Here is a 24,733-nt window from a genome sequence, read left to right as displayed (position 1 = left end):
TCCTCTAGGTACACTTGTCCCTTTAGATGTCTGTGCTCCTCTAGGTACACTTGTCTCTTTAGATGTCTGTGCTCCTCTAGGTACACTTGTCCCTTTAGATATCTGCGTGCGTTGTGACATACAAGGTACTTCTCCAGTGTTTTGGTTAGTGGTGAGTCTAGGTTCAGTAGGCTCACCACCAATATAGTACACTATTATCTCATTTTTAGTGCAATTTCTACACCAAAATGGTGTAGAAATTGCCGGACTTTGATGATTAATGGTAAAAACCAAAGTTGTCGGGTTGTGTCGGGTTGGGCGTCGTGTCCCTTGTCAGGTGGTACCCAACAGCTTTTTTACTCCTTCCTGTCGGGTTGTCGGGTTGTATTAGGTGTCCGACAGAGAAAAGCTATTTTGTATAGAACCAGCTGGTGCATTTGAACAGAAACCTACGGTTTTGAATTAGAAGCACTTTTCCAATAACCAGCACTGGTCTTTACTTCGCTACCTGATCTAGCAATCGCTGGCCTCTTCTTTGGCAAAGCTGTCACCATTGCGTAGGTGTAGAGTGTCGCGGTCGTCAATTCAATAGTTGCGAACCATCTGCCTTGGACACTCGTGCATAACCGATGAGCACGTTCACTCCAGCGGGGTCAATTGCTCAAGCGGGGCTGCCTTGTCAAATCCCCAACTACCAATTTGCCTAATGAAGGCGTGATTATCAGCGATCGTTTCGATTCTCCAACGCCCGATTGCGCCAATCCGAGTGACAACGCTACCAGCTTTCAATGGGGGATCTTTTAATAGGGGTATTTCCTCTTCGATCTCAGACTCTGTGGTAGTCACAACTTTTTGAAGGAGATTATTAGAAAGAGTTGTGACTACGGTATCGGAGGGATACGTTTTTGTTGCTTGTTGAGGGAGTAAATCCCCATATTTTCGAGTGAGTGCATTAAAGATCGCATTGCGATCCAAATCATGGAAGTTGCTTAATTTCCAGATACGTTCCTGTTGGCCGCGTCCCCCTTCCTTCCGGACCACTTCAGGTTTATATCCCAGCTTCTTGTGGAATTTGTTCAGGATTGTAATAGCGCTATGCTCTGGTTTGATTGTCAGGCCCAGAATCCGCCGTATCTCATCCCTATTCCATATAGCCCACTTCTTAAACAGCTGCACCTGCTCATCTGAGTCTCGATACTCAGCCTCGGATAGGAGTGAGCGGTAGCCAGAGCGTTGCATCAAATCTGCAACGAGCGAAGTCTGTTTTACTTTGGGCATCCAGACAAAAGCGGACTTCTCAATTTTCTGGATGAAAGAGCGTCGGTCAATTTCCTGTGCGGCTTCTGGATGCTGAATCATCCAAAGTAATTCCGATTGCTTTAGAAATCGTCCTTGCTCCTGAATCACAGCTTTGAGTAAGAACTCAGGTGTTAGATTCAGCCCTGGTAATCTGTCTTCTAGCAATCGTTTTTGGGCCTTACGGCGTTCATCTTCAGTACTGCTAGTGCTCTCTAAAGTGGAGAGAGCGCTTGAGATGGTGATATCAAAAGTTTCGGTTGCTGCCCATCGCTGGGCTTCTAGTAAATTTAGCTTTTCGCGGACCTCGCGTCGTAGCTTCGCATGATGCTTAGATTTTTCATCTTTAATTTCAACTACGGTCCGGCCATGCGCGCGCCAGTATTCCAACAAGTGGGCTTTCATATTGGCCCGGGCACCATTAGTACGAGCCTGAAACTTTGCCCAGTACTTCAGCCAGAACTTGTCAGGTGATTCGGATTTTGGATCTAGTAACTCCTTAAGTTTTTCATAACCCTCTGTGTTATCAGCCTCAGCTAGTACCTCAGCTAAGCCTACAAGCCTGCTTAGTTGATCTTTGTTGCGATACAGGTCTTTCAGGAGAGTTTCAGGATTGAGCGATCGCCCGGCCTCATCATTGAGAGCAAAATTCTTGACGTAACCAAACCAGGGAATGGGTGGTCGATAGCGGGAAGGGAGTTGTATTTGAGAGCGCGTCTCTAGATAAACGAAGTGAAATGCTAAGTGTTTGAAGTAAGGAATGTTGATATCAATCCCCGATTCGGCACTCGGTGAAAGTAGAACTAGCGTAGGCTTCAGATCATTGATAGCTTGGTTAGGATTTCGCATGAAGTCCTTAATCTGTTCAGTTTCTGAAGTTTTTCTGTCTACTCGGATGATGCATTGGGAAGGTAGCAATCCATCCTGGTCTAGCTTTAGAACTGCGGCCTCTACTTCCTCTACCCACTTTTGGGTATCTGACATCGCAATAACAGGTTCGCCTTGAGCAAGACATCTACAAATTTCTTCAAGAGTTTTAGAAGGCGAATTAAAAACCCTAGTTTCGCTTTGCTCCGGACTTAGCTTGGGAATCCAGGAATTAACCACAAGCTGCAAGGGGACTTCCCGCCCAATCGCTTTCAATAAGCAATCAATGGCTAAATCGGTTAAATCTGCCTCTCCTCCAATAATGAAACCACCGCGCTCAATGATTCCTATCAAGAGGTCTCGGAAGTGGAGCTGAATCCGACCAAGATGCTTGTCATCAATCGTTCCGCCTTGAAGCAGATGCCTGAGACCCGCATCGATTTCATCCAGAAACAGCATCGGGTTAGGCCCTAGCTTTGAAATCTCAATTTTGAGCAGGCTATCGAAGCATAGACCCTTTGAACTGCTGGCATTCAATGCTCTTGTATCGGTGAAGCCCTTGTTCTTGAACATTGAAATATGCTCAATACCGAGTGTTTCACCGGATTGATGCAGTAGTAGATTGCGCGAGCCGATTGACAAGATCTTTGAGTTTGGGTATTTCTGGCGGTGCTGCTGCGCAAAGCTTTTGAACAAGGTGGTTTTCCCAGTACCGCAACCCCCGGAGACTAGGAAGACTGAGCCTTCCTCTGGAAGCGCGAGTTCTCCAAAGTAAGGTTGATTCAGCTCTAAGGTTGGTTTATAGGTGAGGGTATTGAGATTCCGTTGAATGTGCTCAATCTTTTGACGATGAGCAATTGCCTGTCGCTCTTTTTCGGCTGCCTGTTCATACTGACGTTGTGTCTCTTGAGCCTGAACGAAATCCTCGTACTCTGCTGGATTAGGGCCACGGTAAGAGGAATGCCTTAATTTATGAGGAATTGAAACGCCGACCTTGGCCGCTAACCGCTCACAGAAGTCGATAAATTCTTGGCCTTGCAGTGATCGCCCTTGCTTGCCGTACCAAATTTGTTGCAAGTATTGAATTGCACTCTGACTGCCTTGGAGCGAAGCATGGCAATGCCATGCGCCAGAGTTGATGTTGACCTTGAAAGCTGTACCACTGCTATTGGTAGCAGACCAGGGCGATTTCCCAACCAGTTCACCACCAATTGTCTTGAAATCGTGTGGGTACTCATTGAATATCTGCTCCAGAGGAAGCTTGTTGAGAGCTGGCGCTAGCGTCTCATCAAGTAGCTTCTCCCAAGGATTCTCAGATGTAGTGGACCCCTGCGATCGCTGATTTGCATAAGTGCGAGTTTCTTGAACGGGAAAGAGTAGGTTTTCAGGCAGTCGGAAAGCATCATCAGGGGCGGATAAAGGACTGATATCTTTGCCGTTGCGAGCGAGGCTCGCTGTGGATTTGTACTTCTGCCAACGCTGCTCAGTAAAAGGCTGTGAATATGGCCATGAGGCAGTCAAGGCTTGCTTAAAAGCCTCAGGAGATGTAGCAACCTCATTGGCAACTAGTAGGGCAACTTCACCCCAGGAACCGTCCTTGAGCTTTCTAGGGAAGCCAGGAAGCCGCATTTGCCGATGCAGTGTGTTAACTGAAAAGTCGCTGCCTAGCCAAGCGCAGTAACGGGTAGCTAAATCCAGCCAGTCCTCGGCCTGTACGGCTGAGGTCAAGCGATTGTGCACGTGAAGAGACTTTCCCCCGCTGTGAACCACAGCAGTAGGCTGAATTCCTGTCGATGAGATGAAGGCAGCGAGATTGTTCCACTGCTCAACCTCGCTACGTTCATCATCCTCAGCAAAGATATCAGTTGAGGAGATGAAAGCCTTATTAGAAATGCCCCCTACTAGGTAATTCGCTTTGTAGAAGATGTCATCACCCTGTTCGGCACGGCCAAGCAGATAGGCATAACCGTCCTGCCAAAATTGTCCGGAGGCCTCCCACTGTTTTCTACCGTCAGCCGTTTTCCCGACACAAGTATACTGACGAAGGCTAAGCCCTTCTGAGGTGACGCGGCCTTGATAATAAATTTTTTGATTGACCGATATCTGAATTTCCTGCTCTACCTCAAAACCCATGACCCGCCAAAAGCCCAGTAGGGCGGCACGGCGGGTGAGGTAGGTCTGCCCTTGAATGAGTTGACTAGGAGCGCTCCCAGAGGAGGTGGGTGAGGTTAGCTGGCTCATGCCTGACCTCCGACCCAAGTTGGAAAGCTAGGGTTGTAGGAGTTGCGGCTAATATGAAGCCGTTGTAATTGGCGTTTTGTCGTAGCCTCTCTGAAGAGACCAGAGCGTGCTTCAGGTTCCTTCAAGAATGCGATGAATTCCCAAAAGGCTGGTAGGGATTTTGAAAATGAGCCCTCCTCTGTAGGAAGGGAAACCAAAATATTTTTTTCCATGGGGCTGTCCTGATGTGTCTTCAGGTCGGCCCTCTGCCTTTTAGTTACACGTTCTCAGTCCTTTCCCCGTGTCTAAATACCGGAGAAAGTGTTACCTTGGGTTTTACAGAATTTATTAACTTGGTTGTTCTTTCCAAGTTCTGTGAACCGATTGGCGTCGGTTCAGCTTTTTGGGTCAAGGCCTGAGTAGCAAACAGAATGAAGGCAGAGAGCAACCTTTTTTTATGGGGTTCTCTGTTTTGCGATCGCTGAGAAATGATTTTGTACTACCGAGTCTGTGAGCGGGTTTCGCGTCATCTTACCTCCTGGGCTTTGCCCTCTAGTTTTTGTAAGCCTATGGTTTCGAATTGGCACTCAAGATAGTTTCTTGTAAGTGCGTGGTCCCAGCGGGATCGGTTTGGATTGGAGCATTGTACTACTCTGAGTTCGTCAAGCACCTATCTTGCACAGCTCTATTCAGCGAATCCCTGTTTTGGAAGTAGATCGAGACTAAACTGTACTCGGTTCTAAAGGCAAGACTAGTTTTTCTGTAATCTGCCCAGGATTTACGAGTTGCGACCGAGGTGGTTCTGATAAAGGGGATGGGACTGCAACTCTTCAGCGATCGCGCGCACAGTCGCTAATAGCTTGCGGAAGTTGGGGCAGTCATGACACTGGCTTCCTGTGCCCGGTTCAGGGCAATCGCAGACGAAATGCGTCGGCTGATCAAAGTGATGATTGCAAGTTGTACATGTGCAAGGGTTTTTGCCTCGCAGGTCAGGGCGAGTTGCAACCTTTTTCGAACCACAGGCGGGACACTTGAACTCAACGGGGTCTCGCCGCCAATCTTTAAGCGCTGCTTGCATGGCTAATTCGTAGGATTGTCTCTTGGCGAGCAATTTGTTTTGCAGGTACATCATCAAAGGCTCCTATTGGTTGAATATGATGGAAGAAACCTTGCCATCCTGGATGTAGATTTTGTGTACGAGCTTGCGATAAATTTCGACTTTTTCATCGTTATTCAGCAAATGCCAAATGCCCAAGTTGTTGCCCGTCCGAATCAACTCTTCAACCGAGGTATCAAGTACCTTATCTGTAGAAAGAAAGGGATTTTTCTCCGCCTCAATCTGCTGGCGTAGCTTTTCCTTCAAAGCCTCAATATCGGGGTTAAAGCTAGGAATTTGCTCCAAGGCAGCTAATTGCTCTTCCATGCGGACTAAGGCTGCTGATTGCATGGGAAGCTCATCAGAGCTGGTTTCTGCCTGGTTAAGACCACGAGACTTTTCCACTAAGGCTTCAATGAGCGACTCTTCGATACTCTTGCGTCTGACTCCTTTGCGATTATTGCAACCAACCCCGGCGTGACGACAGCCGTAATAGAGGTACTCGTTCTTGTGGCCTTTGGAAGTACAGCGCGAGTTGCACTCTTGGCAATACACCAAACCCGTCTGATAAGCGAAGGGTCGATAGTTGTCTGCCCCAGTGAGGTTATTTTGAAACGCGCCTCTACCACTACAGCTATTGGCTTGAAAGCTAGTTTTGACGGCTGCGGCTTCGTCATCTCGAAAAAGACGCTGATCAGCATGGGTATTTTTAACAAGTTGCCACTCTTCCTCCGGTAAAGGTATACGCTTGCCTCGGACTGTTTTGTATTTTAGATAGGCTGTATGGCCGTCTAATATGGGGTTTTTTAGCCAAAGGGTGAAGCCACGAGGCGACCAATAAAGAACTCCGTCCGTGCCATTAAATTTTGCGTGAGTCCTCCCAATTCCATACTTTTCAAAACCTACTTTCAAGGCTCGTCTTGCCCCTTTCACCTGCAAGAAGATATCGATAAAATCTCTGCTAACTTCGGCAATCGTGCGCCCTGGAAGTAGGGTTAAGTCCTCAACTTGACTCAAGCTCAAGTAATTGTCAGGGCGATCGCGTAAGAGACAGAGGAAAGGGGTTGTATCCAGCACATACTTGTGAGCAACAACCTTGTATCCGAAAGGGCACGACCCATTGGCCCACTTTTGACTCCGTTGGTATCTCTTACCGTGCTGAACCCGTTCTGAAAGTAAATCGACTTCCCATTCAGCTAGCGTGCCGAGCATATTGAGCCACATTTTTCCTTGAGCAGTACCTAAATCTAAATTTTGATCTAGGACTACCAACGTGACTCCATACTCGTTAAGAGTTTCGACTAGTTCTTTCAAAGTAATTAAAGAACGCGAGATTCGGTCGATCCTCGTAATGATGATTTTCCTAATCTTTCCGTCTTTTACATCCTGAATTAATTGATTGTAACTAAGACGCTTTCTACCTCTACCTTTTTGGATGTCCTCATAAATTTTTTCAGCACCTGCCCTGATTACTCGTGTCTTTTGTTGCTCTCTTGTTTGAGGGTTATTTGCTTGTTCTTGCGAAGAGAGTCGAATATAACCTACGATCGCTCCGCTCATCTCTACCATAGTATCTTCAACGCTTTTGGAGGCTTTTCCTCCTAATGAAGATACCATTTTTTGGATATGTAGCCTATTCGGATGGGGTACAACTCCAATCCAAATAAAAAGTAGGAAGAGACTAAAAAGGAAGCGATTCCAGAGTAAGAAAAAGCATTGAGTTACTGAATGAATAAAATGCTTAGTCTCTGTTTCTTGACAGATAAAAAGCCCTAAAAGAAACCAGACAATTAATTGGTCATAACCTAAAAAAAATCCATGAAAAAACTTCCGTTGCTTGAATTTCTAATCAGAAACTATCAGTAGCGTGAGTAGGTTTAGCAACAATTTCGAACTTTTAAATAAACTTTACATAAAACTGATGGTAGAACTTGATTGGTCAGCTTGCTACGGAGCTATCCTTGTCTGGCTTAACCCAATGAATGTGGCCCAGAAAATTGATTGCCCCTTCTACACTTTCCTCAACGTTACTTTCCGCTCGATTAAAGGGGTTACCGTTGAGTCAATCCAAGATATCCACAAAGATCTCTTTACCCTTACTGAGAGCTTCGACGTAAGCCTCCCAATGGCTTTGTATTCGCGGTTCGTATTGGTGCTGGCGCAGGGCTAGCAGCCAGTAGCCGCTCCATCCTGTTTGTTGTAAGGATTGAAGGTATTCTTGCTCTGCGGTCTCATAGTCCGATCGCTCCCCTGTCTCTGGAAGCCATTGGTCTAGCCTCAATAGCCGAATTCGAGTAGCAAGGCTATTTCGCTGTTGCGCCTTGGGAAGAGCTCTCTTCGCTTGATTCTCAGGTCCGAGTTGCCAGGTGGTGAGAAAGTCTTCTTGCAGCACTTCCAAGAATAAATCCCAGGGAGTTTCGAAGGGGTAATCAACCTGATTCTTTTGTGCCCAACGCTTGATATAAGATTCGCCCTGGGTTAGGAGGTGAAAGCAAGCGACGCTAATTTCACTACCCAGGCGTAGATAGTCTAGGTTGATCTTGGAAAGGCGATCGCTGAGCACCCCAGATTCTCCGATGGGATCTGCAATAACTCCTAGGAGTCGTTGGGCCATCACCACACCTCGGGCTTGCCATTGGTAGTGCAGCGTTTTGAACCAATACCCTTGCTGCTGATTTTTGGGCACGATGGGTGCATTGAGGGGAATGTCCGCGATCGCTTTGGTCAGCCTGAAGAACTGCTGTCCTTCAGGCGTATCTGGAAGGAAGATCGGTGTGTGGCCAATGAGCCGACGCTCAATCCGCAGCCGCTCGTCGTCTTGGTGAGCTTCCTGAAGCCAGGTTTGAATTGCTGCCTGCATCGGTGGCGTAATTTCCCACTGTTCTTCGACGGGATGCCAGAGAGCAGGTGGAACCAGAATTAAGGGGAGTTCGTGGAGGGTTTTCGGTCCCTCGATTAATTGCTCTGCCAAAGCTTGGAGTGCCAGCTCGGACGAGGTTGGGTCAGATGGGGGTGGCTGAAAAAAGTGATCCGGCATAAAGGGGGCTACTCAGCAATTTTAATGTGAAACACTTGTACTAAAAAAGAGGACTAAAACCCAATCTTTGCCGAAATTATTAAACGATAGAATCAGTGCTTCAACGAGCAGCTTGTTTGAAGCTGAATAGATGTACGGCAAAAACTTCTAGAAGGAGAATTGCTGGCTTGGCATTGAAGATTCAAGTGCACCTATGGTCTGCCTGTTGGCGATCGCTCTCTAATGCAGAAGGGCGATCGCCAATAGAAATTAGTCAATACAAACGGTTCGTCCGTTTCTGCTAGTAAAGGTTGTAGGGCGCTGGTAAGACCCCAAAGGAGCAGCGTTCAAGTACTGTTCATCGCGAGGATCTAAACTCGCTTCTCGGTGCTGCTGAATTAAATCAGGGTAGCGTTCTGGGAAGCAAAAGAATTCCCAATCAAGAGCGGCCCAAAACTTGCGAGCCTCAGTGCAATCGCGATCGCACTCATCACTGACTTGAAGTCCTTGTTGAGTCAAGGCATGGGATACCATAATTCTGTGACCTGTATAGGGTTGCTTATTGGAGAGGGCACCGTTTCTTCTTCGCGGGATTGGCGGTGCCTTCTCTTTATCCAGTTTATCAATTTATAAACAGATAAATACTAACTTTTAACTAGATAAACAATCCAATGCAAAAGGGTACAAAACCTATGCTTAAAGCTGTTAACTAGGAGGGTTAGCTAAAGAGTTATTCGCTTCATGAAGCCGGATATTTTACAGAACCGACTGAAGCAGTTGGGTTGGAGCCGCTACAGGCTGACTCAGGAGTATTGCCGAATTAAGGGTGAACCTGCTGATGCGGCTATGGTCAAACGCTATGAGGGGACTATCAAAAGAGCGCTAGAGACTCCAGACCGTTCTAGCAGCGAAGTGATCGAAGCTGTGATCAAAGCAATGGATGGTGAGCAGGTTATCCGGTGGAATCAACGCGAAGAAATTGTAACGGGTCAGGAAGAAGTAAAGGTTGGGTAAGGCGATCGCTCGTACCCCCAACTCTCTTTTTACTTCTCCTGCATCTGATAGCTAGGTAAACCTACTCCACAGCGGGCAAAAGAGCCAACTTTCAACGAGAGCAGTCTGTAAAATTTCAAGCCAAAAGGTACCCTTGCGGGTGCTGCCAAAGCTTTTTTGGTTCTTTAGATTTGAGACATACGTATCAAATTGTAGACAGCAGTTCCGCCCCTATTATGCTTGCGCACTGCTTTCTGCTCTCTAAAGTTTTGGTCTACAAAGGAGTAATACTGTGCCTAGTGTAATTGGTGCGATAAGAGATAAGTGGATGTCTTTAGGTGGAAATCAGTCTTTTCTGGGCGCACCCCACACAGACGAATTAGGTTGTCCAGATGGAGTGGGCCGCTTCAACCACTTCCAAGGTGGCTCAATCTACTGGACGCCTCAGACTGGAGCACAAGTGATCTATGGTTTGATTCGAGAAAAATGGGCTTCGATGGGTTGGGAAACTTCCTTCCTAGGCTACCCTGTGACCGATGAGCTAGGCTGCCCGGATGGGGTCGGTCGCTTCAACCACTTCCAAGGTGGCTCAATCTATTGGACTCCGAATACTGGAGCTCAAGTGATTTATGGTTCCATCCGTGATAAATGGGCTTCGATGGGTTGGGAAACCTCCTTCTTAGGCTACCCTGTGACCGATGAGCTAGGCTGCCCGGATGGAGTCGGTCGCTTCAACCACTTCCAAGGTGGCTCAATCTATTGGACTCCGAATACTGGAGCTCATTTTGTTATAGGTGCTATTCGAGATGCTTGGGCATCCCAAGGCTGGGAGACGGGCAGTTTGGGTTATCCTCGCAGTGATGAACTAGTGACCGAAGGCACGAATGGCCAAGGTAGACATAGCATCTTTGAGGGTGGAGAAATTCACTGGACACCAGCAGGTGGAGCGAAGGTAAAACTCTATCAAACTAATATAGAAATCTGGTTTTCAGGTTTCCGTTGCCTAGATGAATCCAACGAATGGTCAGCTAGCGACGAGCCATATATGTTCCTAGGCGTTTCTACTTCTGGGCAAGCGCAGACTCCCCATGAAACTGGCGTAATTGAGGTGGATGAGGGAGATGTCATCCGCTCTGCAAGAAGGTTGTACTCTGGCATTGCAGAGGATGTCATTTTGGCAGTGGTAATTCGCGAGAATGATGAAGGCGACCCGCATGCTTTTTCTGGAGTCTTTAGGTCAATTCTAGAGTTGGGTAATACTGCGCTTAAAGCTAAGACGGGTGCATCAGTCCCTGGCGAGGTTGTTAAACTCATATCCAATAAACTGAGTGAGTTGGTTGGTGCAGGGGATGATGATGTAGGCAGACGTGCCGAATTGCTAACAAAGGATCATTTGATTCGGATGGCAAAACAAGCTGAGAGCGGTGACCCCGTAGCTGATTTTACTTGGGACTTAGGTAGCGGTAGTGAGGGAATTTACCGCCTATACTTCTTTGTTCGGAAGATTTAAGGCATTAGTGCGATCGCCTCTGCAACATGTTAGGTTTTGTCCTTTAAGGCAACATTCATTGGTGTTGAAGAATAGCTCTAGGGTCGCTCAACCCTGGAGCTATTCTTGCAAGATGGGGTAAAGGTAGCATAGACACTCGACTGGCAACCCTCAACACTTGATAAAGCCATAACTCCTTGTTGATGCCTTCCCAGGTTTCATCTGTCATGTAGCTTTCATGGGAAGCATCTACCAACATTGAGAACAAGGATTAACCCAATCATGTTGTCGATCGCCTTTCGCCTTCGCCAGCGCGATCGCCCCTCTAAGTCTGACTATGCAGTGTTGGTGGCACTCACAAAGCAGGTCTCTTAGTCTCTTAATCCTGCACTAGACTGACAGCAACAAAGCAATTGAAAAAACCATGGATTGGGCATTCGGATTTCTCTGGTGGGTCGTGAGTATGACCGCCCTCTTCTTCGGCGGCATAATTGCCCTCTTCATCGGCTTCGGCAGCGCTGGTGGAATCGGCAATGCGATCGAAGGCATGATCGAAGGAGTCGCTGCCTATGTTGCCTTCTGGACGATCGCGCCGCTGATCCTAACGGCGATCGTCGGCATCGCCCAAGCTTGGCTGCTGCGGCAGTACATTCCGATCGCCCACTGGTTCAGCGCCACCGTAGCAGGTGGCGCGATCGCTGCGGCGCTGATTGGCGGCGTTGGCCTGCTGGGCGATCGCACCCTCGGCGTTGATTACTCCCAAATCGCCGCTTGGCTGGGAACCGCGATCGCCCAGTGGTATGTGCTTCAGCGCTATTCTTCCCGTGCATTTGCATGGCCGCTTGCCGCCATCGTCGCCAGCGCGATTACTTGGTTTTACCCCATTGCCGCATTGCCCCCATCCCTACAGTCAATTGTGCTTTACGGCATCGTTACGGCAATTTTGATCATGCTGATATTTTCAGGGCGATCGAGTGTCGGCAGAGCGTAGATGGGTAAAAGCTAGAGGGTGGATGGGAGCAGGCAACACGAGGGATGCGGACGGCACACCGATGCGAAGTGCCACATTGACACTCGGCAATTACATTTACTCTGATGGACAACTAGGGCTACTTCTGGACCCAAAAGTTGATTGGCAAAGGCGTTCAGTACGATTGGAAGTCAAGAATCCTGAAACGGGCAACAAAGGGTTGAAGCTAGTAATCACTAATCCTACTTATAAGTAGGTGGGTCAAATTAAATATAAGATGGCTTCGCCTGAAACCCTTACATAGCCTGAAAACCATCTTCAGTTTAATTACACCTACCTACTTAGCTGTGAAAATAGCGACTCCATTGCTGTCTGAACCCTCACACTAGTTGAACCCAACGGAGATTATCTGCTGGAAAGAACCTACCGTGATCTGCGTGACCGTGCGAGGGCTCTACCTTCCCAACAGCCTAAAGGAGGTGCCAATAGTAAATACTTTGAAGTGATGCGTGCTAGGTGTAGGCAAGCAGGAGTAGAGCCAAAATTTTAGCTAGAGCCTAGCTGCTAAGATTTTCGCCTTGAACATTTCTTAAGCTAAAAAATTATGAAGCCATTAGTTTATGCATTTTTGAGTTGCATTTCTATAATTTTGTCATCCAACCATGCTTTAGCTGAATCAGTTCCAGGAGAATCCATTCTTTGTAAAAACAAGAATCTCATCACAGTAATTGCATTTAGTACAAGCAAATATAACATTGCGATATGCAAAGAATTTGGAGATGCATACCACTATATTGGTCAAGATAAAAAAAGTAATGCACAAGTCTTCTTGCCAATTAAAGAGAGAAATAGTCGCTATAGAGCAAATCCTTGGTTGCTCAAAGCTCGTAATGGAGCGTTCACTTATCAAGTTGCTGAGTTCAATCCATTTCGCAAAAATGCCTATGTCTCAATATCTGTTTTTAGGAACGGAAATAGAATTCATCATGACATAGCTAACAAATTCATAGGCTTGGAGGAATAACCAGGCTCTATCTCAGCTTCTTAAAAAAATGTTTGGTGGAGTTGTAACAGCTCTAAGCAAATAGCCTGAAACTAAGACTTTAAAGCTATTTGCTAATTGAATAAAAGGCTGAAGATTTTCATTTTAGTAACCAGAAATCCTCTTAAGATGTTAAGGAGGTGCAGCTTTGGGAGGCGAGACGTGCGCGTCAATATCTTTGTGTGCTTAATTGGGCTGTTGTTGGCCCTATCAGGATGCGCGCTCGCTCCTCCGATTGAAAGCTCACCTTCAGTGCCAACGCCAGCTCCGATCCCCTCACCTTCACCACCGACCTCTAGAAGTGTTCATTTACGGCTGGGCAATCCTAGTAACGCTGTGGCCGATCTTGCTCAAGCAGATAACTACTTGATGGTGAAGCCCCAGTACGCCCTGTCCTACAATCGCAGCAAAGGCACTCCCAACTGGGTAAGTTGGCAGCTGAATTCCAAGTGGCTAGGAGAGGCAGAGAGGCAGAACAACTTTCGCCCAGACCCCCAGCTTCCCACTGGTTGGTATCGGGTGACTCCCAGAGACTATACAAACAGTGGTTTCGACCGCGGCCATCTCACTTCATCGGAGGATCGAGGCGGGACAGTTGAGGCAAACTCTGCCACCTTCCTGATGACCAACATCATTCCTCAAGCTCCAGACAATAATCAGGGGCCTTGGGTAGCCTTGGAGGAATATTGCCGAGATTTAGTCAGGCAGGGTAAAGAGCTTTACATCATTGCTGGAGGCAGGGGCCAAGGTGGTGTGGGTGGAAAAGGTGCAATGACCACGCTGGCAGTAGGCAAGGTTGTGGTTCCAGCCAGCACCTGGAAAGTAATTGTGGTTCTCGACAAACCAAGTATCGGACTGAAAGGCATCACTAGCAAGACGCGAGTCATTGCGGTAGAGATGCCAAATCGACAGGGGATTAAGCGGAATAGCTGGCAATCGTTCAAAACGTCGGTCGATCAAATTGAAGCGAAAACCCAGTACGACTTCTTGAGTACTGTGCCGCAATCGGTACAGACGGTAATTGAAGCCAATGTTGATAGTCAGTAGTCAAGTTTCAATGACTTTGGTGGAAAGTCCAACGCAGTCATTGCCGCAGGTGCCAATGATGTAAACATCAATCTCGATTTGCCCAACCCGATAAACCTTCACGTTGTTTAAGGTGCTCGCGATCGTGCTCTCTAGATTTTTTAATTTAGCAGCGCTCTCCTTCTCTTCCGGGCCGAACCAATCCTGCTCCTCAGTGGCAGGCCTGAAGAAGTCTGACAAAGTTATCACCTTCACTGGGGCATCTGCTGGGTGTCCAGTTGTTTGAGCTAGCTTTTCAGGAGTGAGAGATTCTTCAGCCTGTCCTTCCCAACCAAAAACTTCAAATGGGTAGTCGGATTCACTCATGAATTGCAATCCGCTAGAGGCTTCCTTCAACTTGCCGATCGCATCTGAATTACTCACACTACCTCCACTGAAGTCTCTGGGGATGCTCTTCATCGTAAGCAATTGGTAGCTCTTTAACCAGTGGATTAAGGCGTGGTACGATTCGCCCATGAGTAAGTACCGTATCGCTGTAGCAGCCCGCAAAGGAGGAGTTGGTAAAACCACAGTGTCATGTGGCCTTGCATCTGTGTTGGCTCACCAGAACCTTCGGACCTTGGTAATTGATTTGGACCCTCAGTCCAATGCAGCTTATGTTCTTGGAGTTGATCCGATCGCTGCTGGCACCGCAGAATTGCTTACTGGTGGTAAGCCAACACCTTTAGAAGCTGCTCCTACCCTCCATGTTCTCCCTGGTGGTCCTGAACTCGGTAGCCAGCGCATTCAATCGCTACATCCTGAAGAACTAGCCGAGGCCATTAAAGCCTTGGACTATGACGCTATTATCTTTGACTGTCCACCAGGAAATGAATACCTGGAACGCTTTGGCTTAGTTGCTGCTGATGTTGGTCTAGTTATAACCAATGCCCATCCACTGGCTGTAATGGGGGCAGCAAGAGTAATCGAAATTTTGGAGAGCTATCGTAAAAAGGGATGGCGTGGCCCTCAGCGGTGGGCGTTTGTGCTTTCCCAAATCGATGCACGGCGATCGCTCGATAAGCAGTTTGCTCCTCAACTCGCCCAGAGATATCCTGAAACTCCTCGTTTTACAATTCACCAAGACACAACTCTTTCACTTGCAGCTGCTGAGCAAGTACCGTTGATGCAATATGCCGCTAGCAGTCGTGGTGCTACTGAGCTAACGTCATTGGCTCAGTGGATTGCTGATCCAAGTAGGCTTTCAGAAGATACCAATGCCTCCTAGAAAAAAGACAAAAACTGATGTGTGGGGTGCTGCTCAAGATGCCGCTATGCGGTTGCATGGCCAGGATTTACAGGTTTCTGAGCAGACGGAGCGCGAGCGATCGCAGCGTACTGCCTTGCCTCTTGATCAAATTCAGGACCGTGCCTCTGATACTCGGCAGTTACGCCAAGACCATGTTGAGCAGCTAGCTGAATCGATTGCTGTACTTGGTTTACTAGAGCCACTAGTTGTCGATAACCAAGGGCGTTTATTAGCAGGGGGCCATCGCAAGGCAGCTATCTATCATGTCAAAGAGTCTCATCCAGAAGCTTACGAGCAGCATTTTCAAGACGATATAGTTCCGGTGCGAATGCTGGCTTTCAACGCTGACGATGATCCAGAAAAGGCTTTGCAAGTTGAGATCAGCGAGAACGAGAAACGTCGGGATTATACCCCTGCTGAGGTTCGTGCGTTAGCCGATCGCCTTCGTTCTGCGGGCTATGCAGACACCCCCGGCAGGCCCATTAAAGATGAAAAGCGTTTGCGCCCAGCACTAGAAATAATCATTGGCAAAAGCTTGAGGAGTGTTCGTCGTTATCTAACTGAAGAAAAACCTGTCCAATTTGGACAGGTTTCTAAAAAAACTGCTCTGCGACGGGCAAAATCAGCCTTGGAGCAGTGGATGAGCGTTGTAGGAAATGAAGAGACTACTGCGACTGAAAGGCAATTGAGCAAAAAGTTACCTAGCTTGCTGGAATTGATGGAGAAGTTGATTGAGCACAACTGACCTTGTGGACTTGGGTTTATGAGTCCCCAAAATCAAAACATAAAGCTTTTGCTATACTTAGCTTCTATTATCTTTGTGTTAGGTCTTGCCTAAACTTTGCCTAAGTACAAGCTGAGGTCTTCCTAACTTGAAAGGGGATGACCGAAATTATGCATGAGTAGAAAGCTTAAGAGATATTAAGGAGGTCATCATAAATCCCCTCCTAGTCTTACGGAAATTTTTTACTTTTATATAAGCGCACAATGAATATTGCAATTATTTTGGCAGTCAGTGAGTATCAACATACAGGGTGCTTACCGGGTTGCATTCTGGATGGTCAGCTCATTAATCGCTTACTGAAAGAAACGGGTAAGTACAGCGAAATTCTTTTTATCTCTGAGAAAACGAATAGTACTCAAGTTAAAGAGAAGCTTTCCGAGCTTATCCAAAATAATGAAGGGAAAACATTTGATGAAGTCTTCTTTTACTACACTGGGCATGGCGACTTTCGTGAGGACGAGTTCTACTACATTCTGTCAGACTTCAATGTAAATCAATATAGACAAACGTCTCTAGCAAATTCTGAGCTAGATAATTTTCTTAGACAACTTAATCCAAACTTAGCTATAAAAGTTATAGATGCTTGCAATTCAGGACTCACTTATATAAAAGATAATGATGTTTTTCGAAAACACTTAGATGAATCAAAAAAAAGCTTTAATCACTGCTATTTTATGTTTTCTTCGATGAGTGACCAGGCATCGTATCAAACCCATTTGCTGAGTCACTTTACTGAAAGCTTTATTCATGCAGTTTTGAAATATAATTCAACCGAAGTAAGATATAAGCACATTATTGACTACATTTCTGACGACTTTGATAGAAATGCTTTTCAAAAACCATTTTTCGTAAATCAGGCAAGCTTTACAGAAATTTTTTGTTCTGTTACCCAAAAACTAAAAACCTTAATATCAGAGCAAATAAATGGCTTACTACAAGATCAATTTAACAACGATGGACTAAAGGCACTATCTTTAGTTGAATTAGTCAAAAAAGATGCTCAAAGATATTGTTCTGAGGAGGAAGCTCTAGAACAGTTAAATACTATAGGTGAGTTTATTGAGAATTATTCATATTCATCTGATCTAAGAGAATTATATGAAATAAATCCCGACTTTCAGGGCGATTATACATCCATATCTCAGAACACTAAATCTATTGGGAAATGGCTTAAAGACAACCCTAACAACTATTTCTCAAAAATAATTTATAAGAACAAGACAGCCGATAACAAGGCATTAAGTGCACGAGAACTTGGCCAATTAATGATTCGCCTTAATTCCCCTGCTGCGACAAGAACTTCTAAAGAGAAAGAAGTATCTGGATTCGATTTAACCATAGATGTTCCGTTTAAACTAATTGTTATTGATTTAGCTCCAAAATATCCGAATATAGATTTTTGTGATTGCAAAATTACTTTTGTTCTTTCTCAAGTTAATATTAGATTTTTTTACTTTTATTCGAACTTTAAATTAGAGAATTGGGAAGAGTTTTCTTATGATTTTAGCTCTCAATGGCAAACAATTGAAGTTGAAATAAAGGATACTGAGAAATTAAAAGAGACACTATCTAATATTCTGAATAAATTGGATTCTTTTGCAATGGACCCAATAAGAGCTAAATACATCTCGAGTATGGAAAGTAGAGATTCTTAAGTATTTCAAGTTAGTCTATTGCAACAATATTTTTCCTGTACTTCAAAGCTCCGGCCTACTGTCCCTTATCTATAGTTGAAACCCGAAGGTATAGGGCACAAATGATTTGCTTCATGCAGCAAGGGTATCAAAAAAGGGTCCTTTTTTGATAGGCCTTTGACTAAAAACTCCCACCCTGATTTACAGTCGTTTCAGCCTCGTCAATTTATACCGTTTTTTTGATAGGCCTTGATGGCTCAGTACGTCATCAACGAGCGCGATCCCTAATCTTCGCTTTGTTCAAGCTTTTGAGCGCGAAAGGCGAGGTGAGTATTGGTATAGGTAACTAAATTTTGTGGCAGGGGCAAAGATTAAGGGTAAGAGTAGATGAACCCATGCCAGCTCAACCTTATATTTGTCTAACTTGTAGTGTTTGTGGAAGCTTCTAAAGTACGCTTCCAAGTATCACAAATTTCACCTGCAATCACTTCTGAAAATTTCTTGATAATTAACGCCGCAACAATCGCAGCCACGGCAGGAGCTAGACCTAGGTTGGCGACTAAAACAGGAGCAAGTAATCCTGCTGCCTTGGAAGTACTATCTTTCATCGCTGCATTTAACTGCTTAAGAGTTTCGCCATCATCAAAAGGGTCTTTGCACATCAGTTCATAGGATGCAGCATTTAACCGCTTAAATAGTCGTTGCCCGAAATTCAGCGCATCCTCATTTGCTCTCGTTAATTCATACTCACTAAAATCAATAGAGTCGATTGAAGCGCTTCTGGTTTGATCTTCAAGGTCTTCGCTTATGCCCTGGCTACTCATCCCCAAACGCAGAAGAAGTTGGTCGTCGGAGAGTTCCACCAACCTTTCTGTAAGATCACCAATTTGTGTCATATAACCTCGTCTTTACTTTAATGAGTCCATAAAACAATTGAGTTAAGCTTTAGAAGCTTTTATTCTTCCTTCTGGGTCAGCATAAAGAGTATAGGCCAGCCACGTTGAGTTGTAAGGAGCTATCTGACGAATTGCTTCGCGTGCTTCTCGGAAGGACTCTGCGGTTGTTTTCTCTTCTTTAAGAAGCGCGGTGTAGAAGGTTTTGGCAAACTGGAGTGACAGTCTGTCGCTGACTTCCCACATTGCGCCAATGAAGACTCCAGCACGAGCACTCACCAATCGCTCTGCCCAACCTCCTAGTCCAGTGAAGCTAAACTCTGCTCTTCCCCCGTGGCAAGCATTGATGAAAATCAAAGGGCGTTGTCGTTTGCCACCAAAACGCACTTGGATATCCGAGGGGCGAAGAGAACCATCAGACAGCTTGATTGCTGAGTCATTCGGTAAAGTTGAATCAAACAGGCCATGACAGGCAAAGTGTAGGATCGATAGATCCTCGTTCTCCAAACTGTCTAGCACTTGTACCCGAGTGCCGAATGCAGTGAGAGGAGTTAGGGTGGAGCGTAAACTTGAAAGTTGCTCTAGAAAGGCAACTTCCTCCTGCACTGAGGGTAGGTTTATGGGAGTTGGAGCAATTGACCTTGTAGTCCTAATGTCTAGCTCATCTGGCATCCCTGCTCCTGATAGCCAACGAGAGATAGCGAATTGCTGGCACCAAAAAGGGTCTTTTTCCTTCTCGCCCTCATCGTTAAACCGATAGGGTTTGAGCATCTCCCAAGGTATCCAGGGTTCTTCGGTGGTGACCAAAATAGATTTAACACGAGACTTAAATTTCCAGTACTCCTGCTTCAGGCGATCGGAAGTCAGTTCATCCCAGAGCTGATTGCCTACAGCAGCTAAGCGATTTTCAGCCCATGCTTTGTCTTCAGGGGTGGCTGGTATCCTTTGAGCCATCTGGGTCATCTCTTTGTAGATCGCCTGCATTTTCTCCAAGGGCGATCCTTGCAGGGTTACTTGTCCCAGGTTGGTTCGGTGATAGTCAATTTCTGGTTTAACCGAGTGCAAACTGAAGGAGAGGGTACGGCCATCAGTATCTAGATCAACAAATAACTCTAAATCTTGCGGAGGAATGGTAAGTTTTGTTTTTAACTCTAGAGCGGTAGGCTCATCAGACTGAGGTACTTCTACAGCAGTAGGTTGCTCAGAAACTAAAATGTTTCGTGTAGCTTTACCAATCGGTTTACCATTCTGATAAAATTGAACCTTAATTTTAAGGTGTCCTAACTTGTTAGGGATGAGAACAAACCTAACACCAGAATCATCATCCCGTTCGACTTGTAAGATTTGAGTGTTACTACCTTCAAGATCAAATCCTGATGCACTTACTACAACTTCAACTTCTGGTAATTCGTCAGTCCCTGTATCTTGAATGCCAAGTGGTAGAAGATCGGGTTGATCCTCAGGTTTCTCAAGCAGGAGTTCAACAATGAGACTAAATCTCTGATTAATAATAGCTTTATCAGGACAATCGAGGTTTGGATATCTTGTTAGGTTTTGAATGGGCGAATAGCTTTCATCATGTGTAGAGGCTTCGCCACTACGAGTTATTTCTTGATACCCAGATATATGCCCCTCAAGTACAATTGATTCCACTTCGGTACGGATATTTATACCCTTCATGCTAATCGAGTCTAGGGGTTTATCCTTCGTAATTGATGCTTCTTCATCGTATATTTCTACTCTTGCCACGTGCAAATTTATGAATCTTTCAGCAGTTTGAAGCATCAGTTCCATGTCATCTAGACTAGGTATTTCTTCATAGAGATACTCTGATATTATTTGAACTGTTTCAATAGTAATAGTACGCCTCAAAATTGAATCGCTCGATACCCGTATATTCCATAACCAAGCAGCGCTACGACAAGCTAAGCCAGGTTCAGCCAAGTATTGTGGATTGTCAATCAAGTTTGCTCCAAGAGCCTCACTACATTCTTTATAGTTAATTCGTCCTAAAATTCGGAATAAACCCCGCCCTTTAAAGCGAACTCCATCACCAGGCTCAACATTGCCCAAATCCTTTCGATTTTCATACTCTTCCCCAGATTCAGATTCTTCCAAACAACTAAAGTTTTTTGATTTGTAAGCAGCTTGAGCAAGGAAATCAGCCTGTTCCCCAATGGTGGAAATACCAAATTCCACCATTGCTAAATTTAGGGGAATGACTATTGTTGCAATACTATTTGGATCAGCTTCAGGAGTAATAGCAAGAAGTTGGTCCTCAGTAACCCAGTTAACGTTTGTTTCAGCAAATATTTCTTGATAAGGAATTTGCTCAGGAGGACGTTTAGGAAGATTCACAAGTTCTCTGATCAAGTCATCTACAAGAGCATCGTTTTCTGTCCAGTCATCCTGCATATTAGCTAATAATGCTCCCAGCTTTTTAGCAGCTTCTACTCGTGGCTCTTTGATATAAGTTGCACCAAATATTTCTTGATAAGGATAATAATCAAAAGGACGTTTTGGTAAATTACTAAGCGTTCTAATCAAATCATCTATATGCTTATCATTTTCGTCTAAACCGCTTTGCATCCTTGAGATTAAAGACTTTAACTTACTACTAGCTTGCATTCTCCAAAGAGCGGGTTGGGGCATTGTGAGTACCTTAACTTTAAGTATCAAGAATCAAAAACTTTGTGTTGATAAGAGGAATCGCTAAATAAATCTACACGAGTGAATTCAAACCCTTTTCAATAGTAAATTTAGTTAAGTGGTATTTTCACTCTTCCCTCAGGATCAGCATAGAGTGAGTAAGCTAACCAGGTTGAGTTGTAAGGAGCAGTTTTGCGAACTTCTTCTCTAGCTAAGCGAAATGACTCTGCAATAGATCGGTTTTCTTGCAAGAGCTGAGTATAAAAACTCTTGGTAAATTGTAAAGCTAATGGGTCTGATACCTCCCACATAGCACCGATAAAGGCTCCGACCCGAGCATTCACTAACCTAGTTGCCCAGCCACCTAAGCCGGTGAAACTGTATTCTGACCTTGCTCCATGACAGGCATTAATGAAAACTAGAGGCCGAGGTCTTTGCCCTATAAACTGAACTTGGATATCTGATGGACGTAACTCACCATCCGCGAGTTTAATTGCTGAATCGTTGGGAAAAGTGGCATCAAATGTCCCGTGGCAGGCAAAGTGGAGAAGCGATAGCTCCTTGTCATTGGTAAAAGATTCCAAAACTTGCAACCGAGTACCAAAAGTACTAAGTGGGGTAATTCCTGCACGTAAAGTGGAAAGCCGCTCAATAAATGCCAGTTCCTCTTTAACCGAGGGCAGATCCGTAACGGTAGGAGCAATAGATCGTGCCCTCCCTATAATCATCTCGTCTGCCGTTCCCCAGGTCGAAAGCCATCGAGAGAGAGCAAACTGCTGACACCAGAAAAGCTCTTGTTCTACATCTCCATCATCGTTGTAACGATAAGGCTTGATCATCTCCCACGGAATCCACGGTTCCTCTGAGGTAATGAGAAAAGATTTAACCCGAGACTTAAAGCGCCAATACTCCCGCTTGAGTGGCTCTGGAATCAGTTCATCCCAGAGCTGATTACCAATGGCAGTTAAGCGTCGCTCAGCTAGTTCTCGATCTTCTAGTGTAGTTGGCACCTTGTTTGCCATACTATTCAGTTCTTCATAGATCCTTTGCATCTTATCTAGAGGAGAACCCTGCAAGACAACTTCTCCAATCCGTTTATGGTTGTAGTCAACATTTGGATTACTTGAAGTCAACCTGAATAGAAGCGTCCGACCATCATCAGCTACATCAATTAGCAAATCTAAGTCTTGAGGTGGTATAGGTATGGTTAATGTTGTTTTCAATTCAAGTAATAGTGGTGCATCTGGTTGCTGAACATTTGCATAGGTAGGTTCTTCAGTCACGAGAATATTGCGACGTACAGTACCAATACGTCGGCCATGCTGCCAAAAGTCAACCTTAACCTTCTGCTCACCAAGTTTGGATGGAATTAGGTTAAAGCGTATTTGGGAATCAGCATCCCGTTCCACTTGCATAACTTGAATATTACTGCCTTCCAGATCAAAACCATTTGCACTCAAAACTACCTCCACTTCTGGCAATTCTAAAGTACCCATGTCTTGAACTTGGATAGCCTTTAAACCAAGTTTATCTTCAGGTGGATCTAGCAAGAGTTCAATAGTTAAACTCACCCTCTGAGCAATAATTGCTTTATCTGGGCAGTTAATACTGGGATAACGTAACAAGAATTGAAACTTTGATTCAGAAACATCTCGAGGTGTAGCACATTCAATCGATTTTTCGAGTTGATTTTTTGAGAAGAGATAATCATACTCGTCATTTTCAATTACTTTTGAATAGTCCTGATGTAGAAATAATTGAAAATTGAGAATATCTTTCTTTAACAAATTTAGCTTTTCTACGGAATCTACCTCTGATACTTGAAGCTTGATTTGAGAAAGTTTTGAAAGAATCGAAAGTATATACTCCTCATAGTCACTGTTTGTTTTGCGTGTCTGTTCAAGCTTACGAGTTTTTTTAGAGAGCTCTTTGTAAGCACCATACAAAGTAATTAGAGATAAAGAACAGATTAACAATAAGCCAAAGACAAAATAAGCCTTATAGCTATCTATCTTTAGATAGATAGCTGCAAATACAATTACAATTTGAGCTACAAATAAAATTATTGTCAGTATTATCAGTTTTTCGGAAAACATTTCTTGCTCCCAATAATACATTAATCGTTTCATTAGAAGTATTAAAGACGAGGCATAAATTTAAGTTCTATTAATTTTATTTTACTGTATACCTTACAAAGGAGAAGTGAATGTTTTGCAAAAAATTACTATGAATCTGCTTGGTTTGGTGAGCTTAAAATTAAAAATTGTTTAGTTAAGTTGCAAAGATAATCAAAAAATTTTAGTTTTTCATTCTAACTTGTAAGTATCGTTTCTAGCTTCACCCAAACTCTGTAGATAAGATTTGAACAATCATAAGATCCATTCATGAATGTGTGCATGTGGTCTTACTCTAAAGCTAAAGCGGCCGATAGAGAAATTTGTGTTTAAGCAAAGAAATGCTCTGTCATCATTCGTACATTCCTTGTTAGACCATTTTATGGTATGAAGTCTTAAAGTTCTTGAGCGCTGCCTGTTCCAACTACTAATTGGAAAGCTCCCGAGGAGATTGTCTGTTTCCCTAACCACTGATTGACCTATTGCCGCCTCACCTCCAAGTTCGCTCAAACCGTAAACGACCGAATTAAGTAAAACTTATTAATCAACGGTAGAATAAGGGTTTCAGCTGTTCTCCGAATGGAGCGATCGATAAGCTGGGGTTAACTGCTTCTCTTCGTTCAGACGTAACAACGGAGTATCAATGCTTTGGCTGGGTTACCTGAAGAAAGTATTATTACTTCAGCTAAATGTTAAGGCTGCTGAAGTGAAAGTAGACGGCCACGGCCAAGCCAAAGTTTTGACTTCCCACGAAATTGCAAAATTGTTTGAGGCGTTTGAGGGCGATCGCGATCGTGCCCTCTTTGGCATCTGCCTCTATAGAACCCATTTGAGATCTCAAGGAGGCTTGATATTAGCAACGGAAAAATTCTGGTCGTTAGTGAAGCGCTAGAGGTAACTGTCCCATTTTTGGTGCCTGGCTGATTAATTACTAGAAGCCTGAAACAGCGCAAAATCGTTCTTCGTAATCTGGACTGTCCCATTTACAGTTCAAAATAGGACAGTTAAGCGTTTCCTGCTATCAGAAAGCAAAAAGTAAACTGTCTTCTACGACCTTTGCTAGGCAAGATTTTCAGCCTTAACGCTCAAAATTTTTCCGTTACTATAATCAAGCCAAGGAGAAGCTGCAAGCCACTTGAGCATTAGCCTGACAAAGCAGAGGTTAATCTTAGTTGTTGCATGAGATAGAGTTCGCTCAAAGCTCTTTACTAGACTTTTACAACGCTCCATCCAAGCATTGGATCGTTCTATCACCCATCGAGCCACCGCAGGCACTTCGCCACTGAATGCACGTGCCAGTAGCCAGTTGAGTAGGGAGGCAAGTATGAAGGCAAGTCTTCCCAGTTACAACCGTTTTCAAGAACTAAAACTACAACC

Annotated in this window: 18 protein-coding genes; 8 read left to right on the top strand and 10 right to left on the bottom strand. The window is 44.8% G+C overall.

Annotated elements, in window-relative coordinates; genetic code table 11:
• Positions 1-618: 618 nt before the first annotated feature.
• The 5 genes from H6F68_RS27170 to H6F68_RS27150 all read right to left on the bottom strand — a co-directional run bounded on the left by H6F68_RS27170 (position 619) and on the right by H6F68_RS27150 (position 9,008).
• Positions 619-4,383, bottom strand: a complete 3,765-nt coding sequence (locus H6F68_RS27170; protein WP_190563926.1) for a plasmid replication protein, CyRepA1 family — start codon at positions 4,381-4,383, stop codon at positions 619-621.
• A gap of 757 nt (positions 4,384-5,140) precedes the next feature.
• Positions 5,141-5,494 carry a hypothetical protein gene (locus H6F68_RS27165; RefSeq protein WP_190563924.1) on the bottom strand — a complete coding sequence of 118 codons (354 nt, stop codon included), beginning with the start codon at positions 5,492-5,494 and terminating at the stop codon, positions 5,141-5,143.
• A 9-nt stretch (positions 5,495-5,503) separates the two neighbouring features.
• Positions 5,504-7,018 carry a fdxN element excision recombinase XisF gene (gene xisF / locus H6F68_RS27160; protein ID WP_242065682.1) on the bottom strand — a complete coding sequence of 505 codons (1,515 nt, stop codon included), beginning with the start codon at positions 7,016-7,018 and terminating at the stop codon, positions 5,504-5,506.
• A gap of 502 nt (positions 7,019-7,520) precedes the next feature.
• Entirely contained in the window at positions 7,521-8,495 is a 975-nt protein-coding gene (locus tag H6F68_RS27155) for a hypothetical protein (protein ID WP_190563920.1), read from the bottom strand.
• A gap of 249 nt (positions 8,496-8,744) precedes the next feature.
• Positions 8,745-9,008 carry a hypothetical protein gene (locus tag H6F68_RS27150; protein WP_190563918.1) on the bottom strand — a complete coding sequence of 88 codons (264 nt, stop codon included), beginning with the start codon at positions 9,006-9,008 and terminating at the stop codon, positions 8,745-8,747.
• 207 nt (positions 9,009-9,215) lie between these two features.
• On the opposite strand from H6F68_RS27150, the gene H6F68_RS27145 reads away from it, so the two are divergent.
• The 5 genes from H6F68_RS27145 (at position 9,216) to H6F68_RS27125 (ending at position 14,015) form a co-directional block, all read left to right on the top strand.
• Positions 9,216-9,488: a hypothetical protein gene (locus tag H6F68_RS27145; protein ID WP_190563916.1), complete on the top strand. Its 273-nt coding sequence runs from the start codon at positions 9,216-9,218 to the stop codon at positions 9,486-9,488.
• Between the two features lie 307 nt (positions 9,489-9,795).
• The gene (locus tag H6F68_RS27140; RefSeq protein WP_190563914.1) at positions 9,796-10,977 is read left to right on the top strand and encodes an LGFP repeat-containing protein; all 1,182 of its coding nucleotides are present in this window, start codon (positions 9,796-9,798) and stop codon (positions 10,975-10,977) included.
• 403 nt (positions 10,978-11,380) lie between these two features.
• The gene (locus tag H6F68_RS27135; RefSeq protein ID WP_190563912.1) at positions 11,381-11,947 is read left to right on the top strand and encodes a hypothetical protein; all 567 of its coding nucleotides are present in this window, start codon (positions 11,381-11,383) and stop codon (positions 11,945-11,947) included.
• Positions 11,948-12,530: 583 nt separating this feature from the next.
• The gene (locus tag H6F68_RS27130) at positions 12,531-12,950 is read left to right on the top strand and encodes a hypothetical protein (RefSeq protein WP_190563910.1); all 420 of its coding nucleotides are present in this window, start codon (positions 12,531-12,533) and stop codon (positions 12,948-12,950) included.
• A gap of 354 nt (positions 12,951-13,304) precedes the next feature.
• Positions 13,305-14,015 (top strand): DNA/RNA non-specific endonuclease, encoded by a 711-nt coding sequence (locus H6F68_RS27125; protein WP_199300409.1) that lies wholly within the window; start codon positions 13,305-13,307, stop codon positions 14,013-14,015.
• Here the strand turns inward: H6F68_RS27125 and H6F68_RS27120 are convergent, their stop codons facing one another.
• A complete protein-coding gene (locus H6F68_RS27120; protein ID WP_199300408.1) occupies positions 14,016-14,417 on the bottom strand; it encodes a nuclease A inhibitor family protein in 402 nt (133 codons plus the stop codon).
• A gap of 91 nt (positions 14,418-14,508) precedes the next feature.
• Here H6F68_RS27120 and H6F68_RS27115 point away from each other — a divergent pair, with 91 nt between their 5' ends.
• The 3 genes from H6F68_RS27115 to H6F68_RS27105 all read left to right on the top strand — a co-directional run bounded on the left by H6F68_RS27115 (position 14,509) and on the right by H6F68_RS27105 (position 17,721).
• The gene (locus H6F68_RS27115; RefSeq protein ID WP_190563904.1) at positions 14,509-15,261 is read left to right on the top strand and encodes a ParA family protein; all 753 of its coding nucleotides are present in this window, start codon (positions 14,509-14,511) and stop codon (positions 15,259-15,261) included.
• Positions 15,251-16,027 (top strand): ParB/RepB/Spo0J family partition protein, encoded by a 777-nt coding sequence (locus H6F68_RS27110; RefSeq protein ID WP_199300406.1) that lies wholly within the window; start codon positions 15,251-15,253, stop codon positions 16,025-16,027. Before H6F68_RS27115 ends, H6F68_RS27110 begins: the two co-directional genes overlap by 11 nt.
• 242 nt (positions 16,028-16,269) lie before the next feature.
• Positions 16,270-17,721 (top strand): caspase family protein, encoded by a 1,452-nt coding sequence (locus tag H6F68_RS27105; protein ID WP_190563902.1) that lies wholly within the window; start codon positions 16,270-16,272, stop codon positions 17,719-17,721.
• 398 nt (positions 17,722-18,119) lie between these two features.
• On the opposite strand, the gene H6F68_RS27100 is transcribed toward H6F68_RS27105, so the two are convergent.
• The 4 genes from H6F68_RS27100 to H6F68_RS27085 form a co-directional block, all read right to left on the bottom strand.
• The gene (locus tag H6F68_RS27100; protein ID WP_190563900.1) at positions 18,120-18,596 is read right to left on the bottom strand and encodes a hypothetical protein; all 477 of its coding nucleotides are present in this window, start codon (positions 18,594-18,596) and stop codon (positions 18,120-18,122) included.
• 42 nt (positions 18,597-18,638) lie between these two features.
• A complete protein-coding gene (locus H6F68_RS27095; RefSeq protein WP_190563898.1) occupies positions 18,639-21,245 on the bottom strand; it encodes a CHAT domain-containing protein in 2,607 nt (868 codons plus the stop codon).
• 107 nt (positions 21,246-21,352) lie between these two features.
• Positions 21,353-23,371, bottom strand: a complete 2,019-nt coding sequence (locus H6F68_RS27090; RefSeq protein ID WP_190563896.1) for a CHAT domain-containing protein — start codon at positions 23,369-23,371, stop codon at positions 21,353-21,355.
• Positions 23,372-24,041: 670 nt separating this feature from the next.
• A complete protein-coding gene (locus H6F68_RS27085; RefSeq protein ID WP_190563894.1) occupies positions 24,042-24,185 on the bottom strand; it encodes a hypothetical protein in 144 nt (47 codons plus the stop codon).
• Positions 24,186-24,733: the final 548 nt, after the last annotated feature.

It is taken from the genome of Trichocoleus sp. FACHB-262 (assembly GCF_014696035.1).
GTDB lineage: Bacteria > Cyanobacteriota > Cyanobacteriia > FACHB-46 > FACHB-46 > Trichocoleus.
The sequence above is the reverse complement of the archived record's forward strand: the minus strand, read 5'-3'. Positions and strand labels throughout refer to the sequence as shown.

What these genes read in the sequence shown, in the direction of transcription:
- H6F68_RS27170 (WP_190563926.1), bottom strand. Translation starts at nt 4,383, where the DNA reads ATGAGCCAGCTAACCTCACCCACCTCCTCTGGGAGCGCTCCTAGTCAA.
- H6F68_RS27165 (WP_190563924.1), bottom strand. Translation starts at nt 5,494, where the DNA reads ATGATGTACCTGCAAAACAAATTGCTCGCCAAGAGACAATCCTACGAA.
- xisF (WP_242065682.1), bottom strand. Translation starts at nt 7,018, where the DNA reads ATGAGCGGAGCGATCGTAGGTTATATTCGACTCTCTTCGCAAGAACAA.
- H6F68_RS27155 (WP_190563920.1), bottom strand. Translation starts at nt 8,495, where the DNA reads ATGCCGGATCACTTTTTTCAGCCACCCCCATCTGACCCAACCTCGTCC.
- H6F68_RS27150 (WP_190563918.1), bottom strand. Translation starts at nt 9,008, where the DNA reads ATGGTATCCCATGCCTTGACTCAACAAGGACTTCAAGTCAGTGATGAG.
- H6F68_RS27145 (WP_190563916.1), top strand. Translation starts at nt 9,216, where the DNA reads ATGAAGCCGGATATTTTACAGAACCGACTGAAGCAGTTGGGTTGGAGC.
- H6F68_RS27140 (WP_190563914.1), top strand. Translation starts at nt 9,796, where the DNA reads ATGTCTTTAGGTGGAAATCAGTCTTTTCTGGGCGCACCCCACACAGAC.
- H6F68_RS27135 (WP_190563912.1), top strand. Translation starts at nt 11,381, where the DNA reads ATGGATTGGGCATTCGGATTTCTCTGGTGGGTCGTGAGTATGACCGCC.
- H6F68_RS27130 (WP_190563910.1), top strand. Translation starts at nt 12,531, where the DNA reads ATGAAGCCATTAGTTTATGCATTTTTGAGTTGCATTTCTATAATTTTG.
- H6F68_RS27115 (WP_190563904.1), top strand. Translation starts at nt 14,509, where the DNA reads ATGAGTAAGTACCGTATCGCTGTAGCAGCCCGCAAAGGAGGAGTTGGT.
- H6F68_RS27110 (WP_199300406.1), top strand. Translation starts at nt 15,251, where the DNA reads ATGCCTCCTAGAAAAAAGACAAAAACTGATGTGTGGGGTGCTGCTCAA.
- H6F68_RS27105 (WP_190563902.1), top strand. Translation starts at nt 16,270, where the DNA reads ATGAATATTGCAATTATTTTGGCAGTCAGTGAGTATCAACATACAGGG.
- H6F68_RS27100 (WP_190563900.1), bottom strand. Translation starts at nt 18,596, where the DNA reads ATGACACAAATTGGTGATCTTACAGAAAGGTTGGTGGAACTCTCCGAC.
- H6F68_RS27095 (WP_190563898.1), bottom strand. Translation starts at nt 21,245, where the DNA reads ATGCCCCAACCCGCTCTTTGGAGAATGCAAGCTAGTAGTAAGTTAAAG.
- H6F68_RS27090 (WP_190563896.1), bottom strand. Translation starts at nt 23,371, where the DNA reads ATGAAACGATTAATGTATTATTGGGAGCAAGAAATGTTTTCCGAAAAA.
- H6F68_RS27085 (WP_190563894.1), bottom strand. Translation starts at nt 24,185, where the DNA reads ATGGGTTCTATAGAGGCAGATGCCAAAGAGGGCACGATCGCGATCGCC.